An 18103-nucleotide genomic window follows, 5' to 3' on the forward strand; every position below is an offset into this window, starting at 1 on the left:
ACCTCAATAACAATATCTCAGTCAAAAACCATGACTTTAACCATCGAACTTCCGAAAACCCAAACGCCGCAACGTTTACCCTTAAATCCTAACTATCCCCCCTTTCGCCAGTGGAAAGCAGGGGTAATCGCCGAAAAACTAGAAGAACAGCCAGTCTGTCTCTATGTTCATATCCCCTTTTGTACTCAACGCTGTGCTTTTTGTTACTACAAAACCGTTGACCTAAAAGAGAGCCAAGTACAGGCCTATGTAGATACGCTTTGCCAAGAAATTAAACTCGTTTCCGAAAGATTCAATTTGAAAAACCGACGGATTCAGGCGGTTTATTTTGGCGGAGGAACTCCCACTACCTTAACCGGAAACCAGTTAGTCCAAGTTGTCGAGAATTTACGCGAAAATTTCTCCTACTTTGAAGAAAAGAAACAGTTTTCCGTAGAAGCAGAACCCTTGAGTGTTTCCCCATCAAAAATGAGGGTACTCAAAGAATTAGGGGTAAATCGCCTGAGTTTAGGTGTTCAATCTTTTAATGATCAAATCATCAAACTGAGTGGCAGAGGTCATGACGAAAAACAAGCTTATCGAGCGATAGATGTGGCCCAAAACGCTGGCGAGGGGCAATGGTCAATTAATATTGACCTATTGAGTGGACTAGCCGGAGAAACTGTAGAAACTTGGCAAGAAAGCTTAGAATGCGCTCTGAAAACCGGAGTAGAAAGCATCACCGTTTATAAAATGGAAGCTTTTGCCAATACCCAAGTATTTGATCAAGGGGTTCGCCAAGAAATTATAGAATTGCCATCAGCAGAGCTAGAAATGCAGTTTATGCAGTTGGCCATGGAGCGCTTTGCCCAAGCAAATTATAATCCTTGGAGTCATTTTACCTATGTTAAAAATGACAGCGATTTGGCCACAAGTACCAAACAATATCGCAGTGAATACATTTTTAATATTTGGCACGGAATGGAGTTTTATGGTCTGGGAGTCTCTGCTTTTGGCTGTTTAGGGGATTCTCTGTTACAAAATACTAGCGATATGGAAAAATATGCGACCCTTCTGGCCCAAGGAGAACTACCCTTATCTCGCGGTTATAAGCTGACTAGCTTGGACCAGATGGTGCGGGAAGTTTTACTAGGAATCAAGACATTACGTTTTGATTTAATTGCATTTCAGCAAAGACATGGGTTTAAATTACAATCCCTTTGCGCGGAAACTTTGTCCACACTTGAAAGAGATGGTTTTGTCACCGTATCTACCCAAGAAATTGAATTAACCGCTAAGGGGATTCTTTATGGGGACTATGTGGGCGAAACTTTAGCAGCATCTCTCAAAAAACTCAAAAGTTAGTAAGTAGGTGGGTGTTAAAAATTGTCAGTTTCCCCCCTGAGTAAGGGGGGTCAGAACTCCTTACTCAGTTAAAATCTAGAAACTGGATAATCGCTAACTAATAATTGTTCATTGTTGAAAATGACCCAGATGAGATGTGCAGAACAAACAGTTTAGCTCAGGTCCCACTTAACGATTTACCCGTGCTTACTGCTGCGGAAATTGAGGAGCAAGTAGCCGCTATTTATGGTCTTCTCGAAAATTGCTCGCTTCCCCAGGGACAACTAGAGCAACTGACCGAAAAACTGGCAGAATTTCAAAGCCAATGGCAAGCGGTTTTTGCCAAATTTGGACAGAACTATCGAGGAGAATTAGCCTATCGAGATTTAATCGGGGAATTTAGCCGAAAAATTGCACCATTATTACAAAAATGGCTATCTTCATCAGTGGCAATCCAAGAAATAATTAATCCTATTACTTCCATGCTTTCAACCCTATCGCCTTCCCCACCCCTGAGGGGAAAAGATGGCGAGATGCTTTCTCTGATGCAGAGAAAGCGTTTGTTAATTGTCAAAAAAAAGCACCAATCTCAGCTAGAAGTAGAAGATAAAAACCTCTCAATCCCAGAGTTTGAAAAGCCGATTTTTATTGTTTCTGCACCCAGAGCAGGAAGTAGTTTATTGTTTGAAACCCTGGCTAAATTCCCCGATTTATGGACGATTGGAGATGAAAGTCACGAAATTATCGAAGGAATACCCGCTTTACATCCGGCTGCACGCAATTTTAGCTCTAACCGCTTGGATGAAGGCGATGCTACCCCAGAAATTAGCGCAACTCTAAGAAAAGGTTTTACCCAACAATTACAAAATCGGGAGGAGGTAAAATATTTAAACATTGCTGAAAATGAGCGTCCTAACAAAATTCGTTTTTTAGAAAAAACGCCGAAAAATGCTCTAAGAGTTCCTTTCTTAAAGGCTGTATTTCCTGATGCTCTCTTTATCTATCTTTATCGAGATGCTAGGGAAAATATTAGTAGTTTGTTAGAAGGATGGCGATCGCAACGTTTTATTAGCTATCAACCCTTACCCGGTTGGGAGCATAGTCAGTGGAGTTTTCTGCTCGTACCCGGTTGGTCATCTCTCCAGGAATCTTCTCTGGTAGAAATTGCCGCCTATCAGTGGAAAATGGCTAATTCCTACCTAATAGAAGACCTTCAGTCCCTCAACCCTTCCTGTTGGTGTTCGGTCAATTATCGCGATTTAATTGAACATCCCGGGCAAACCATTAATCATATTGCCCAATTTGCCCAACTGCATCAAGACAAACAAATCGAGCAAATTCTCTCTCAACCCTTACCCATCGCTCAAAGAACCCTATCTGCTCCTAGACAAGAAAAATGGCGCAAACATGAACGGGAATTGGCCACAGTGTTACCAGACTTAGAAAACATAATTGATTTTTTGCAGTATCTTAAGTAGGTAGGTATTGAAAACTTTCAGATGCCCCCCTTATTAAGGGGGGACTAAGGGGGGATTGGCACCCCCCTTATTAAGGGGGGACTAAGGGGGGATCGAACCTAAAATCCATTTTTAATTTAATTATAACCAGCTACTTAAATCATGATTGAAGTACAATTACAGCCAATTGAGGAGAATTTTAGGGCAGAAAATTATTCTTATTCCACCACAATTCATCAATTATTTGAAACCCAGGTGGAGAAGACCCCTAATCAGATTGCGGTAAGTTTTGAAGATTCCTCCTTAACCTATAGGCAGTTAAATGACCGGGCCAACCAAATCGCCCATTATTTAATTGAATTAGGAGTAAAACCAGAACAATTAATAGGAATCTGTGTTGAGCGTTCCCTAGAAATGATCATCGGGGTTTTAGGTGTTCTCAAAGCGGGAGGGGGTTATGTACCCCTTGATCCTGCTTACCCCCAAGAACGGCTAAAATTCATCCTAGAAGATGCCGATATATCTATCTTATTGACACAGGAAAAACCCCTTATAAATCTACCCCTTGAGCAGATAAAAGTAATTTTTTTAAATAAAGAACAGTCCCTAGTTCAACAAAGTCAAGAAAACCCTAAAACTGCTGTAAGCTCCGACAACTTAGCCTACATTCTCTATACTTCCGGCTCCACTGGCCTACCCAAGGGTGTTTTAATTACTCATAAAGGAGTAGTTAATTTAGTTCAAACAGAAATTAAACTATTTAACTTAAATCCCTCAAGTCGTGTTCTGCAATTTGCTTCCTTAAATTTTGATGCTTCCGTTTCGGAAATCTTCACCGCTATTTGTTCGGGGTCGCAACTTTGTCTAGGAAATTCTAACTCCTTACTTCCGGGGGATAACTTGCTTAATTTTCTGCAAAAAAAAGCTATTACCCATGCACAAATTCCCCCATCAGTATTAGCCGTCCTCCCTCAAGCACCCTTAAAACACCTACAGGTATTAATTGTCGGCGGAGAAGCTTGTCCCCCTGCCTTGATGGCTCAGTGGTCAGTGGGAAGACTCTTTTTTAATGCCTATGGCCCCACCGAGGCCACCGTTGATGCCACCATAGCAGAATGTAGCCCTGATAGTCCCTTAACTATCGGTCGTCCTCTTGCCAATACTCAAGCTTATATCCTTGATGAGTCTCTCAAAAAAGTTGCTGTGGGGGTTGCGGGAGAATTACATATTGGGGGAGTAGGTTTAGCTAGGGGATATCTCAATCGTCCCGAATTAACTGCGGCAAAATTTATTCCCCATCCTTTTGATAATAATCCATCGGCGAGGTTATACAAAACCGGCGATTTAGCCCGTTATCTTCCCGATGGTAATATTGAATGGTTAGGGCGTATAGACTTTCAAGTTAAAATTCGCGGTTTAAGAATTGAATTAGGGGAAATTGAAGGCATCTTAAACGAAAATACCGCCATTCACCAAGCGGTAGTCATTGTCCGTCAAGAGCAGTTAAATGATCCTCAATTAATCGCTTATGCTGTTATTAATCCCACCGTTAAAGTCGAGCAAGTCCTCGCTCAATGGCGCGACTATCTCAAAGAAAAGTTACCCCATTATATGATTCCCCGGGCATTAGTAATTTTAGAAAAGATGCCTTTGACCCCCAATGATAAAGTTGACCGTGTAGCTTTAGCTAAATTGCCTCTAAATTATGACACTTCTCGTCTGGTTACACCGCCACGAAACCCAGAGGAAGAACTATTAACCGCAATTTGGGCGGAGGTTTTGGAATTAGAAAAAGTAGGAATTGATGAGAACTTTTTTGAATTGGGGGGACATTCCCTCAAAGTTATTGCCCTCTGTAAGAGGCTAGAGTCTTATTTTGAAAAAAAGTTTGCTGTAGAAACTATTCTTGATGCCGCAACGGTGGCTGAATTTGCCGAATATTTACGGAAAAATCATCCAGAACTAATCGAAAAAATTGACAAGATAAAATTTAATGAGGTAATCAATCCCTTAATCATAGACGAGGATTTTATTGCCGATTCTTCCCCAGAAATTGATTCCTTATCTGGCTGTCCTTATTTTCCCTTATCTTTGACTCAACAGAAAAGATGGTCCTATGAAAAATCTAATACAGTCGTCCATTTTTCGGGTAATTTTCGACGACACTACCTTAAAGGAAACCTCAATTTAGCCGCTTTAACAGCCAGCTTGAATGAGATTATCTATCGCCATCAAATATTGCGCGTCACCTTTCGAGAAGTCAACGGTTCCCCCGTTCAGTTAATTAACCCCTACACCGAAAAAAACCTACCCATAATTGATTTACAATCCTGGCCAGAGAACAGGAAAAATGAGGAATTAGCAAGATTATTACAAGAGATTATTCATCAACCCTTTGACTTGATTAATGGACCTTTAATCAGACTGATATTAATTCGTTTGGATGAGAAAGATCACATTCTCCTCACTCACATCCATGATATTATTATAGACAATTCATCCTTGACGCTCTTTTTTAAAGAATTGGAGCTACTTTATCAGGCTTTTGTCTTAGGTGATTCCTCCCCTTTACCTCCCTTACCTATCCAGTATGTTGATTATGTTCAATGGCAACTAAAATCCTTTAGTTCTCAACTAATTGAGCCGAAAATTAACCACTATAAACGTATTTTAGAAGCGGGAGAGTCACCAACCTTAAAAATTCCCCCACACCTGATTTCGCCGTCTAAATCTAGTGATAAATTATCCGATTCATCGGTTTCAAGTCTAGGGACTAATTTTGATTTTGAAATTCCTAGGGATTTCACAGAGAAATTAAACATTCTCTGTCAAGAGCAAAGAATCACTTTATTTATGACTGCACTAACAGCCTTTGCTGTTTTACTCTATAGCTATAGTGGCTGTGAAGATATTATCATCCGCGCTCCCCGTGACGCTCGTAATCATCCACACCTGAAGCCTCTAATCGGTTTAATTAGTAATATAATGTTGCTCCGAGTTAATTTAAGTGGTAATCCTACTGTTAAAGAGTTACTAACGCAAGTGAGAAGGGTAGTATTAGAAGCTTTAGAGTATCAAGATGTTCCCTTTGAGCATTTAGCCAAAGTCATCAAACCAGAATATCGCCTTGATAATTCTAGTTTTAAAGCAGTTATTACGGTTTTGTCAGAGTCCCCCGAAGAAGAATTGAAACTACCTGGGTTAGAGGTGACATCTTGGGAAATGGAAGAGTTTGAAGTTAGGCCCGACTTAGAGTTAATACTCTGGGAAAATAAAACTTCCCCAAAACCCTCTCTTAAGGGTTGGTGGCAATATAAAAAAGATTATTTTGAGCTTGATTCAATGACTCAAATTAACCGAGATTTCATGCAGATATGGTCGGAAATTGTTACGAATCCTCATCAGCCAGTTACTATCTTCCAAAATCTTAAAAATGTATAGCAAGAATTGAAGATTTTTCCTATAAATTATGGTCTAGAATAGGGGGAAAATAGCCAACTTTCTGAAAGTAAGAAAAATATAAACTGAGCAATTTTTCATCAATAACGGGACAGGAGATAGATAGCTCTGTTAATTCTATCAATGTTCGAGTTGCGTCAAATTCTAGCTTATCAGGGGAAAATAGTTTTGACAGTTTCAAAAGCAGTAATAAAGATGAATATAGTGTATTCTTGGGAGACTGGGACAATTGATATTTTAATTCGGCATAAAAATTATCATAATCAACTTTTTCTAAGGAATAGCCTAAAAGTTGAAGAGAATTAAAGAAAGTTTCCCAGGAAATTAGCTGAGAATTAATTAAATGAAATACTTGACCAGCATGGTTTTTTGGCTGGGATAAACCGACAATTGCCTGACTGACATAATCGACGGGAACGATATCTATTTGTGTGTTTAAAGCGGGGAATTTTTTTAATTGAATACAACCCTTTAGCAAAATACATAGGAAATCTTGGAAATTACCGTTAATCCCCGTTTTACTATTCCCGATAATTCTTGAAGGACGATAAATACAAGCAGGTAATCCTCTTTTTTGTGCGACCATCATTAATTGTTCTGCCACCCATTTACTTTGGCGATAACCTCCTTGCAGATTAACAAAATTAGGGCTATCCATTTCAGTGATTCTGCCAATTTCCTCCTGATTATCACCGAGAAAAACCCCAAGAGTCGAGACAAAATGAACGGGTTTAGTTTGCTCCCTACTAGCTAACCTTAGCACTTCCTGCGTCCCCAAGACATTTACCGGTTTTAAGGTGGAGTAGGGACGAGCAGAGTTAACCCAAGCTCCATTGTGATAAATAATATCAATTATTGCCGCTAATTCATTAAATGCTAGTTGAGAAAGACCGAATAAAGGTTTCCCTAAATCTCCAACAATAGGAATAATACGAGAATTAAAACCATCTTGCCAAAGAGAATAAAACTCTAAGTTTTTTTGAAGACGATTTTTACCCTCTTCTATATTAGAACAGCGAACTAAACAATAAATATCTGCGCTGGTTTTCTGGAGAAGTTCTTCGAGTAAATAAGCACCAAGAAAACCAGTTGCTCCTGTCAATAAGATAGCTTTTGGCTCTAGTACATTCTTGGAAAGCGATTGCTCAAATTGAATCGAGGAATCCAAATTTACTTCCGCTTTCAGGTCTAACTGTTGAGTCACAGGTTTAGTCATGTGTTTTTTTAATCCCTTCTAGAGCAACCTGATGAATAAGTTCGGCATCGGAGAGATAGGGAAATCTTTGCCAAAAACGAGACCATGTTACTAAATATATCTCTTGTTCTTCTTGAGGAAATCGCTTAAGTTTCTCCTCAAATAGATTTTTATAACGGTCTATTTCTGCTTTTAAATAATGATGCGCTTCCTCTCCATACAATTTCTGAAACATCCAGTAGGTATTGTAATTACCAGCTGCCATATCCTTTTTGTAGGAAATAAGATCATCATTAAATTCTATTAAAACTTCCCTAGGTTCCATCAGGTCAAAAATTTCACTTCTGTAGGGTTTACCTGAAATCTGAACTAAAGCAGAATGTACAACCCTAAAATCACAAGACCGTAATTCAGAAGCGCGAATCACGTCTTCATGAGTTACTTTTTCAGAAGTGACTAGCTTATTTTCTAGTTTAACAAATTCTGTCACCTTTTCTAGCTTATTGACGATTGTATTATGTTCTAAGTTGTGTTCTTTTAAAAAAGACTGAATGATTCTCTTTCTAGAATCCCAGGGAGAAGTTTGAGTTAATAGTGAACCATCTTTTTGATTACTCTCTACTTCCATATCGGCTTCATAGATCACAGCTTCAATAAATAGGAGTAATGGATAATAAACAAAAAATTCATCATCATAAATATTATAAATTGGACAATATATTTTGAAAAACGGCTTTAAAACTGAAGTAGCTTTATAGATACTATAATAGGAAATATAAGGAATTTGACTAACGTTTTTTTTTCTTTCAATCATCCCAGGGGACATTTGCGGGTTCATTTTAGTTTCTCCTTTTTGAATTTTTAAACAAATAAGTTTTCGCGGTCAAATAACAGGTTTAAACCCCTTCTAAAACAGTCTGACGAAGAAGTTCAGCACTAGAGAAATAGGGAAATACATCTTGCCATAAACGAGACCATTTTGCTGAATAAACTTCTTGTTCTTGTTGAGATAATCCTTTGAGGGTTGCCTCAAATAGATTACTGTAACGGTCTATTTCTGCCTTTAAATAATGGTGTGCTTCCTCTCCATACAATTTCTGAAACATCCAGTAGGTGTTATAGTTACCAGCTGCTCTATCCTCTTGATAGGAACGAAAATCATCATGAAATTCTAGCAAAATGTTGATCGGTGACATAAGCTCAAAAACTTCAGTTTTGTAAGGTTTACCTAGTATTGAAATTAAAGTAAAGTAAAGCATATTGATCTCGGAAGACTGCAATTCAGAAGCACGAATCACATCTTGATTAGTTATTGTTTCAGAAGTCACTAACTGACTGCCAAGGTGAAAAAATTCTCCTAAGTTCTCCATAGCATTTAGGATAGTAGGATGTTCTAAGTTAAATTCCTTTAAAAAAGATTGAATAATTTTCTTTCTAGCATCCCATGATAAGTTATTCTGTTGATTGCTTCCTAGATCAATATTGACTTCGTGGATTAAAGATTCAATCAATGCTAAAACTGGATAACATAAAAGAAACTCATCAAGAGAAACGTCATCAATCATATTATATTGCTTAAAAATAGATTTAAACATAAAAGCAGTTTTGTATAGACTATGATAAGAGATGTAACGGGTTTGACTGCTTGGTTGTTTGCTTTTAAGACTCTCATACAAAATCTCTAAGTCCTGTATATTCATTTTTGATGCTCCTAATTTTGAATTTTCCAATGAATAGTGATGCAGATTTTAATAATAGCAGGCTATGGGATGGCTAATTATTCATTATTTTCGACCCCTTCCAGAGCTACTTGACGAATAAGTTCAGCACTAGAGAGATAAGAATATCTTTTCCAGAAACGAGACCATTTTTTTGTATATCTTTCTTGTTCTTCTTCAGGAAATAGCTTGAGTTTCTCTTCAAATATATTTTTATAACGGTCTATTTCTGCTTTTAAATAATGGTGTGCTTCTTCTCCATACAATTTCTGAAACATCCAGTAAGTATTGTAATTACCTGCTGCCACATCCCTTTTATAGGAACAAAAATCATCCTGAAATTCACTCAAGATTTCTGTCGGTGAGAGAATTTCAAAAATTTCCGCTCTGTAGGATTTACCTGACATCTGAACTAGAATAGTGTGGATAATCCTCAAATCAGATGAACGCAATTCGGAAGCACGGATTACATCCTCTAATGTTATTTTTTCAGAAGCTACTAGCTGACTTTCTAATTCAATGTATTCACCTAGATTCTCCATGTGATTTAAAATCATAGGGTTTTCTAAATCAAATTCTTTTAAAAAAGATTGAATGATTATTTTTTTGGAATTCCATAGAGAACGTTGAGTTAATGGGGTGCTATCCTTGGGATTGCTCTCTAACTCCATATCAGTTTCATAGATCAGAGATTCCACAAGTGCTAAGAGTGGAGAAAATTCAAAAAACTCATCATCAGAAATATTATAAATCGGACAATATAGCCTTAAAGAAACGTGGATTACAGAAATAGCTTTGAATAGACTATGATAGGAAATGTAAGGGATTCGACTAATAGTTTGTTTGCTCTTAAGCCGCTCAATGGATATCAATGGGGTCATTTGGTTTTCTCCTTGTTTTGAATTTTTAAGCAAATAAGTTTATGCGGTCAAATAATCAGGTTTAAACCCCTTCTAAAACAGCTTGACGAAGAAGTTCAGCACTAGAGAAATAGGGAAATACATTTTGCCATAAACGAGACCATTTTGCTGAATAAACTTCTTGTTCTTGTTCAGATAATTGTTCAAGAGTTGCTTCAAATAGCTTACTGTAACGGTCTATTTCTGCTTTTAAATAATGGTGTGCTTCCTCTCCATACAATTTCTGAAACATCCAGTAGGTATTATAATTACCGGCTGCCCTATCCTCTTGATAGGAACGAAAATCATCATGAAATTCTAGCAGAATATGTATAGGTGACATAATCTCAAAAATTTCATCTCTATAAGGTTTACCTGACATAGCAATCAAGGTACAGTGGAGAATTAACTCGTCAGAAGACCGCAATTCAGAAGCACGAATTACATCTTCTAATGTGATTTTTTCAGAGGTGACTAGCTGACTTTCTAATTCAAAATACTGACCCAAATTCTCTATGTGCTTTAAGATTGTAGGATCTTCTAAATCAAATTCTTTTAAAAGAGATCGAATGATGATTTTTTTAGAATCCCACAGAGAAGACTGACTTGATGGGTTGCTATCCTTTTGATTGCTTTCGATCTCTGCATCAGTTTCATAGACAAGGTATTCAATAAATGCTAAAAGGGGATAATATTCAAAAAACTCATCTAGTGAAATATGATAAATCGGGCAATAATGCTTGAATATGAATTTGAGAATGGGAGTAGCTTTGTATATACTACGATAGGAAATATAATGATTGCGACTGATGGGGTGTTTGCTTTTAAATCTCTCAAGATTTGCTTGTAAGTCCATTTTTGTGTTTCCTTATTTTAAGTCGTGGAAGGATCGTACCATATCTAGGAAAATAATCACCAATAAACTGGGAATTTATCAGACTAATCCTAGGTATAACTCAAGACATTTCATAACCCGCCTCTTGACATAATGGTTGACAATAGGTGTTTAATTTTTCGATATCTGCCGGCTCTATTGAGTCTTTCCATCCGTCTATTTTACCCATTCTAAATGTTCTAGCAGAAGGGTTATAAATCTCCCCCAACTGAGAAGCAATAGTTTCACTAAAAGGAATATCCAAATGGTGGCAAATTTTTTCCATCGTCTCCCTTTGTTTTTCCGACTTGCCACCTCCCTGTTCTCCCACCAGATCCTCAAAACGGATAAATAAACAATTTTGCTCTTGAGACCAAGCTAACATAGAACGGAACACTTCAGCAAAATTTCTGATTTCTACTCCCGCTTTTGCCCCATAGCCTCCCACTAAAATAAAATCTAATCTTTGGCTAGGAGACATGGACTTAAAATCCTCTTCTAGAAAGTGTCTTGCTGGCATTTTTCCCGTATCTAAAACAAAGGGAATTGAGGAAGCTATAACAGCACGAGGATCACGAATAATGAAGATATGCTGATAATTCAATTCCTGAAGAATTGGGGTTAACAGAGGTGTCCAAGGAATATGACCTAAAATGTATTGCTTTTGGGCAATCAGAGTTAACCAATGTCGAACAATCGCCAAATCTACATAGTAGGGGGTTAAGGCCCCTATGCTAATCTGTTGTTGGCTAAATTGAGTTTGATGCTCGATTCTTTTTTTAACTTCTCGATAGTTAAAAAATAGAGGCACTTCTTGAATTTCTTGATCCTCAAAATGCTCTCTATAGCCCAGAATTTCAACGGACTTAGCCAACAAATGAGTGCCACTTTTAGGCAAAGAATTAATTAGTAATCGCTTGGCGGGTAACTCGGTATAGGACATCGCTTTTGAGTTAAAGGTATTGATCATTGTTCGTGGCTTTAAAACATTCCTATGGGGGGAACATATTCCGAATCAATTCGCACATCTAAGACGGTAGGTTTGCCATCCCGATAAATTGCCTCATAATCTAATCCCTGCAAGTCTTGACTATTACGAATAATATAACCATTCGCTCCCATTCCTCGAGCAATTTGACTAAAATCTACTGACGGTAAAGCAAACTCTAGGGGTTCTACTCCCGTTTGAAGATGTCGGTGTTTAACCATACCAAAAGATTGATCATTAAGAATGATAAAAATAATCGGTAATTTTTCAGCAACAGCAACAGCAAGTTCGTTGCCGTGCATTAGGAAACATCCATCACCCGTCAGACAAACAACCGGGGTATTTTTTGCCCCCATAGCTGTTCCAATCGCACTGCCAATTCCCCAACCCATGGGGGCAGTGGCCACAGCTAAACGGAAATTTTCCGGACGGGGTGGGAAGAAATAGTGAATTGTCCAAGCTAACCAATTACCTACATCCACTAAATAGCGGGTTTCTGGAGGCAAATGTTGTAGGAGTTCACCGATTAATTGCTGGGGTTTAACGGGGGAATTATCCTCTGAAAGTCGATAGCTATCCGGTTGTTTAACGGTAATTTGAGCGGGTTGATAAGGCGGGGAAATTTCAGGGGATAAGCTCGCTGATAACTCCGGTTTTAATTGTCCCCTTTGCCGAGTTTTCTGCAATCTTTTTAGTAATTCTGCCAAGGTGGTTTTGATTGTACCTTGAATGTGTAAACTGGCCATCGGAGAACTTTTAAAATAGTCCCTTGCGTGATGAATATGAACTATTTTTTTAGTTAACAATGCCTGATCCCAAGCCGAGGTTTCCCATTGCCCTAAGTTCATCCCAGCCGCTAAAATTAAAGCAACAGAATCATCGGTTAAAGCTTGACGAGCCGTTTGATGTCCAGCGAAACCAAAGACACCTTTTACTAAAGGATGATAAGGATTAACACAGGTTTTACCACCTTGAGTTGTGACAATAGAAGCGTTAATTAATTCGGCTAATGCCATAATTTCTGGGGTGGCTTCCCTACAATCTTGACCAACCCAGATGGCGATGGTTTGACCTTGGTCTAAGATATTGTTTATGGTACTATCAAGCTCATCTAAGGCTTTTAAATCAACTAATGCAGCAGCTTGAGTCGTTACCTGGGGATAAGCAAGGGATGAGGGAGACTCAACCCGGAAAATATTCACAGGAATACTAAGATGAGCCGGTCCAAAAGGTGAATGTAAAACTGTTGTTAATGCCGCTGCCAATTTTCTTTCTAATTGATTAGGGTGGGTGACGAGGGTATTATAACGGGTACAGTGCTTAAACATGGCCACTGTATCAATGGTATCAGGCGATGATTCTTGAAAGGCACTCCAGCTAAAATGAGGTAGGGCAGTTTGTGCGGTGATAACAAGTAGAGGTATCCCTTCAGCATAAGCTGAGGCTAATCCTGTAATGAAATTGGTGCTACCGGGTCCAGTTGTGCCGCAGCAAACCCCGATTTTTCCGGTTTCACGAGCATAACCATCAGCCATAAAAGCGGCGCCGGTTTCGTGACAAGTCAAAACGGCACGAACCCCCCCGCGTCTTTCGCTGCGTGCTAAGGCTTCGTAGAAGGCACTATTATGTCCTCCCGGGATGCCAAAAACGTATTCTACCCCTAATTGCTCTAAATAATCGACAATTAGGTCACTCATATTTCTTGGCTGGATTTGTTCTGGCTCTGTCAAGGTAATGGGAGAAGAGGCTTGTGAAATCATTAGATTTTGTCTTGTCAATGGACTATTGTTAGAATATCTCACATAGACGCTGCTTTTAAACCCCTGGGCAGAAAATTGGTTTAGCTAAATTTTTGTAAACTCTCAATAACCCCCGGCAGCTGTGAGGAAAAATTTTTCCGATGCAATTTGGGATTGATAACTATCAAATGTGTAGCCAAATAGGGCGATGTCATCCTGAAAGTGTTTTTCTACTAATTTTCTGGTTCTGTTGTTGTAATATTCTCGATAATCACGATGTTTTGACTTGTTTAAACAGGGCAGAGAAGCTTTAATATTTAGCCTTTGACAGACCAGATCAAAATCAGCTTCTAAAGTTTCATATCTACCAACAAAGTCAACTATTATTTTGCCTTCTAAGTCAGTAATAAGGTCTTTTTGTAGTTTAGTTGCTCCTTTGGGAAAGGGATTTTTGGTACTAATAACCCATTCCAAGTATTCTTCAAAACCGTCCAGAGATTTAACCAATTCATGTCTGACATGATCTTTCTCCTTAAGAATAAAATGATAATAGGATACCTGCCAATCCCAAGGATTTCTGACAAAAGAAAATTTATAAAAATTATTATATACTTCCTCTGACAGTTCTTTTTGCATATCTCTGGCTTTAGCGTGCCAAAGAGAGGATTCCCACATTTCATACAGGGGATTGATTTGCTCTCCTAACATTCTGGGAGGGCGATTAATTTTGAATTTTTCAGGTTGTTGTGCATAAGGTTCTAAGACTGCTTTAACGCTTGTCCCCGCAGCTTTCGTGACATGAAAAAAAATGAACTGATGACTGTAGGATATTAACATTGATCTGGCGGTGTGATAACAATAGCTCTGCCCGAGATCGGTAGGCGTGTCAATTTTAGTATAAATTGAACTTGACAAAAGAGACAGTATCTAAAATATCAGCTTGTCCATTCTGGCTGCCCTCTGGGAGATGCTCTACTACTGCTGATGCTCGTATTAAATTAAAAAAACTCTGGTTCTTCCGAACTTACACTGTAGAAAATTCCCCAAGCTCCCTCTCTGTCCAGCAATGCTCTAAAGTTGATAAATATCAATCTAACAAAAACTCAAAGCCTTGCTGTACAAGCTTTACAAGCATGAGTTGTTAATAGTTTTGCATGACAGATTCGGTAGAGCCAAAACTCTATCCCTCAATTCAAACTTGACAGACTACTAGGGGTTAACCCGAAAATGCACAGAAATGGCTATTTCCCTAAGAACTGAGGATTTTCTACAAGTTCTGTGAACAGTAAGACTGATGTAGAATGCTGCCAGGCATCTGATTGCTAGACAGCCGATTTGTATTCTTTTGCCTTACCATGGATTTTATATGACTGAAATCCCCACCAACCAATCCAACTTAGTGATTTTAGGAGTCTCATCAATGACGGAAACTACTGAAACGGCCATTCCCAATGATTTTCTCGGAATTAATCCCACAGAAATCAACAAAAAACTTGTCTCCTGGGGAATTTCTCTGGATGAAGTTGTTCAAAAACTTGCTTCTCTGGGACTCCCCGGCATTATTTTCATTATTGCTTTTGCCGCATCCGGTGGTACTGCCTATCCGATGATTTACGCACTTTTTGGGTTAGGCGGTCCGCTGGGACTAATTGGTGGACTTGGGGTCTTAGGCCTCTCTACCATTATTGGCGACATTGTGACGGGTTATGGCATTGAGGCACTGCTTAAAACGGTCTATCTCAAACGTCGTGAAACAGAAACTCAAGAATATCTCATCAATGAGGTGGAAGGTTTACCAATTTCTCAAGTTCTAAAACTTAACCTGAAAAAGGCTATTGAAGTAGAAATTACTGCCGAAGAACCCATTGCTCCCAAAGAAGTCGAAATTGCTGAAGAGTAGTTGTGACTTGACTAAGCACTTTCTCCCCCCGCTGCCCTCACCGGCAAATTGACTTTTTCAGCAAACCCTAAATACAACAAAAAACCGCCATAAATCTTACTCCTGCTTGACTTATGGCGGCGGTTGTTTTCTGTGTGAATTACTGAAAGCAATCTTTAAATTAATTAACTATCTTCCCAGTCAGAAGGCCATTTCCAAGTCCAAACGGGAGCGGGTTCAGAATCGGGGGGGGAATCAGGAGTCGGAGCCTCGTCTTGGTCTACAGATAAAAAACGAGCAAAGAAGGGGATTGCTTTACTTTGTTCGCTATTGGGATAATTCATGGTCGTTCCTAGTTTTGAGTAGCAGCTTTTTCAATATAGCTGCGATTACCCTGTGATAGTAACATATATTGCCGTCTTACTCAAGTCAAATCCTCACCTTACCCGCACTCCCATCGGTGACACTTATAGCGGTATTCAGAGTCATCAGGTACGCCTGTTTCCTTCCCTGTTCTCCGCTCCCCATTCCTAATTCAAAAGCGATAACTTCTGTCCCTGACCAGACATGATAATATAGATTGATGGTTATAGGTTAATTGATAAAAACTTTTTTTACCATTAAATTGGGCTGTTAGTTGAACCTCTCAGGGAAATTTATCGGTATCTAAGGTAAAAGGTGCGGCTCCTTTTTTTTCTATCGCCTCAGCCACGCGGTCAATATCTAGCACCTTAACAGCAGTTGGGTAAGCCTTGCTATAACCCACTTCCCGCTCTACTAAGCCCAATCGTGTTAGACCAATGTGGTTTTTTGCCGAAAGAGTTAAGTGAGTTTAAAAATGGATAAAAATGAATGGATTAGTAGATTCGATGATTTAATTTGTAGTCCTTCGATTCGAGAGTTTTATGGTGAAAGAGAGTTTTTTAATGTCGGTTATTGGCTCTCCCATACCCAAGATCAACAGGAAGCATCCTCTACTCTGATGGAGAAACTTTTAGAATTTATTCCCAACAAACAGGGAACAATTCTTGACGTTGGCTGAGGTTTAGGAGCAACTACCCATTATTTTCTCAAATATTATCCATTGACAGCAATTGTGGGGATTAACATTTCTCCGACACAAATTGCCAGAAGTCTCTTGAATTTTCCCGAGGGTAAATTTCTGTTAATGGACGCGGTAGAGATGGATTTTGCCGATCATTCTTTTGAGCAAATTATTTGTGTAGAAGCGGCTTTTTATTTTAATACTAGACAGCAATTCCTCCGAGAAGCTTGGCGAGTATTAAAGCCGGGGGGAACCTTAATTCTCTCAGATCTGAGTTTTGCCACAACGGAACTTTTAGGGGATTGGACAGTTCCCCAAGCAAACACGGTCAAAGATAGGGCAGAGTATCAAAATCTTTATCAACAGGCAGGGTTTAAAGATGTTCAATTTGTCGAGGTGACGGAGGAGTGCTGGTTCAGACATTTTCGCCATCTTAAGTCTTGGTTAACAGAGGAATTGCAATCAGGAAAATTAGACGAAGAGATCTATAATTTAAACATTAAGCCTCTGGATAATTTGCTAAGTTCCTCGGTCATAACTTATTGGTTAGTTGCTGCTCAAAAACCAGTCAATATGCTGTAATAAGTAGGTAGATGTTAAAAATTGTCAGACACCCCTTTATTAAGGTAGCAGGGGGGATCGGCATCCCCCTTACCAAGGGGGGATTAAGGGGAGATCGAACCCAACATCTATCTTCGATTTAGTTGTCAGTTTTTCTTGAATTTTTGGAGACAAAAAAATGTTTGATTCCTTATCGGGTAAAAAAGTCGTTATTATTGGCGCAAGCTCCGGGATTGACCTAGCGATTGCTCAAAAATTGCTCTCCCTAGTGGCAAAAGTGGTGCTTTCCCATGCTTCTCAAGAGAAATTAGCTGCCGCCGTTGCGCTAATTTCCGGGGAGATTGAAGCCAAAACTGTTAATTTTTTACAAGAAGATTCTGTTAATACCTTTTTTGCAGAAATTGGCAACTTTGACCATTTAGTAGTCACCTCTCTGGGAGACAGAAATATGCCGCGAGCCTTATTAACTGAAATGACCACAGAAACGGCCCGGGGAGGTATGGAGAAATTCTGGGCAACCTTTTTAGCCGTGCGTGGCTCCCTGAAAACTTTGGCCAAGGACGGTTCTATTACCCTGACATCCAGCGTCACTATATTCAAATATTCCAAAATGGGCGGAATTTCCGTCATAGCCGCCGCTAATAGTGCTGTAGCCGTATTTGGACGCGCCCTCGCCCTAGAAATCGCTCCTATTCGCGTTAACGTTGTTGCCCCCGGATTAATAGAAGATACAAGTATCTGGAGCAGTCAAGGTGATTCAGAACGCTCGGACTTGAGCAAATGGGCGGTTTCTGCCCTACCTGTCGAACATTTAGGGCAACCCGAAGAAGTCGCCCTAGCAGTATTGAGTTTGATTATCAACCCCTATATGACAGGTGTGGTTTTACCTGTGGACGGTGGAGTTACTCTTTAAAAGAAATGGTGAAAAAAGACCGACAAATCCTCGAGAACAAAAAATCTGGTGTC

14 protein-coding genes and 2 pseudogenes are annotated in these 18103 nt (G+C 39.2%); 6 read left to right on the top strand and 10 right to left on the bottom strand.

Going from position 1 to position 18103, the window contains the following annotated elements:
- Window positions 1-30: 30 nt before the first annotated feature.
- The 3 genes from ACQY1X_RS00265 (at window position 31) to ACQY1X_RS00275 (ending at window position 6221) form a co-directional block, all read left to right on the top strand.
- Window positions 31-1344 carry a coproporphyrinogen-III oxidase family protein gene (locus tag ACQY1X_RS00265; protein WP_430013730.1) on the top strand — a complete coding sequence of 438 codons (1314 nt, stop codon included), beginning with the start codon at window positions 31-33 and terminating at the stop codon, window positions 1342-1344.
- A gap of 182 nt (window positions 1345-1526) precedes the next feature.
- On the top strand, window positions 1527-2801 hold the full coding sequence (locus ACQY1X_RS00270) for a sulfotransferase family protein (RefSeq protein ID WP_430015254.1): 1275 nt from the start codon (window positions 1527-1529) through the stop codon (window positions 2799-2801).
- A 141-nt stretch (window positions 2802-2942) separates the two neighbouring features.
- Entirely contained in the window at window positions 2943-6221 is a 3279-nt protein-coding gene (locus ACQY1X_RS00275) for an amino acid adenylation domain-containing protein (RefSeq protein ID WP_430015255.1), read from the top strand.
- A gap of 19 nt (window positions 6222-6240) precedes the next feature.
- On the opposite strand, the gene ACQY1X_RS00280 is transcribed toward ACQY1X_RS00275, so the two are convergent.
- The 8 genes from ACQY1X_RS00280 to ACQY1X_RS00315 form a co-directional block, all read right to left on the bottom strand.
- Complete coding sequence (locus ACQY1X_RS00280; protein ID WP_430013733.1) at window positions 6241-7455, bottom strand: thioester reductase domain-containing protein; 1215 nt, start codon at window positions 7453-7455, stop codon at window positions 6241-6243.
- Window positions 7448-8272, bottom strand: coding sequence for a hypothetical protein (locus ACQY1X_RS00285; protein WP_430013734.1), 825 nt, complete (start codon window positions 8270-8272; stop codon window positions 7448-7450). The genes ACQY1X_RS00280 and ACQY1X_RS00285 overlap by 8 nt, the downstream gene beginning before the upstream one ends.
- 58 nt (window positions 8273-8330) lie before the next feature.
- Window positions 8331-9134, bottom strand: coding sequence for a hypothetical protein (locus ACQY1X_RS00290; RefSeq protein WP_430013735.1), 804 nt, complete (start codon window positions 9132-9134; stop codon window positions 8331-8333).
- A gap of 77 nt (window positions 9135-9211) precedes the next feature.
- Window positions 9212-10033 carry a hypothetical protein gene (locus ACQY1X_RS00295; RefSeq protein WP_430015256.1) on the bottom strand — a complete coding sequence of 274 codons (822 nt, stop codon included), beginning with the start codon at window positions 10031-10033 and terminating at the stop codon, window positions 9212-9214.
- A gap of 61 nt (window positions 10034-10094) precedes the next feature.
- The gene (locus ACQY1X_RS00300) at window positions 10095-10907 is read right to left on the bottom strand and encodes a hypothetical protein (RefSeq protein ID WP_002738639.1); all 813 of its coding nucleotides are present in this window, start codon (window positions 10905-10907) and stop codon (window positions 10095-10097) included.
- A 100-nt stretch (window positions 10908-11007) separates the two neighbouring features.
- Window positions 11008-11868: a sulfotransferase domain-containing protein gene (locus tag ACQY1X_RS00305; RefSeq protein ID WP_016515118.1), complete on the bottom strand. Its 861-nt coding sequence runs from the start codon at window positions 11866-11868 to the stop codon at window positions 11008-11010.
- Between the two features lie 38 nt (window positions 11869-11906).
- Window positions 11907-13673 (bottom strand): thiamine pyrophosphate-binding protein, encoded by a 1767-nt coding sequence (locus ACQY1X_RS00310; protein WP_002739173.1) that lies wholly within the window; start codon window positions 13671-13673, stop codon window positions 11907-11909.
- Between the two features lie 102 nt (window positions 13674-13775).
- Complete coding sequence (locus ACQY1X_RS00315) at window positions 13776-14489, bottom strand: sulfotransferase family 2 domain-containing protein (RefSeq protein ID WP_002738617.1); 714 nt, start codon at window positions 14487-14489, stop codon at window positions 13776-13778.
- A gap of 583 nt (window positions 14490-15072) precedes the next feature.
- On the opposite strand from ACQY1X_RS00315, the gene ACQY1X_RS00320 reads away from it, so the two are divergent.
- Window positions 15073-15552, top strand: coding sequence for a hypothetical protein (locus ACQY1X_RS00320; protein WP_430013736.1), 480 nt, complete (start codon window positions 15073-15075; stop codon window positions 15550-15552).
- Window positions 15553-15716: 164 nt separating this feature from the next.
- On the opposite strand, the gene ACQY1X_RS00325 is transcribed toward ACQY1X_RS00320, so the two are convergent.
- Window positions 15717-15875 (bottom strand): microviridin/marinostatin family tricyclic proteinase inhibitor, encoded by a 159-nt coding sequence (locus ACQY1X_RS00325; protein WP_002739260.1) that lies wholly within the window; start codon window positions 15873-15875, stop codon window positions 15717-15719.
- 230 nt (window positions 15876-16105) lie between these two features.
- Window positions 16106-16297: pseudogene (locus ACQY1X_RS00330) on the bottom strand (MvdC/MvdD family ATP grasp protein); the annotation flags it as partial.
- Between the two features lie 72 nt (window positions 16298-16369).
- Here ACQY1X_RS00330 and ACQY1X_RS00335 point away from each other — a divergent pair.
- A pseudogene (locus ACQY1X_RS00335) lies at window positions 16370-17158 on the top strand (class I SAM-dependent methyltransferase).
- A 157-nt stretch (window positions 17159-17315) separates the two neighbouring features.
- Entirely contained in the window at window positions 17316-18050 is a 735-nt protein-coding gene (locus tag ACQY1X_RS00340; protein ID WP_430013737.1) for an SDR family oxidoreductase, read from the top strand.
- The last annotated feature ends 53 nt before the right edge of the window (window positions 18051-18103 follow it).

Source organism: Microcystis protocystis FBCC-A270 (assembly GCF_050500235.1).
In the GTDB taxonomy this organism is placed as follows: Bacteria; Cyanobacteriota; Cyanobacteriia; order Cyanobacteriales; family Microcystaceae; genus Microcystis; species Microcystis ichthyoblabe_A.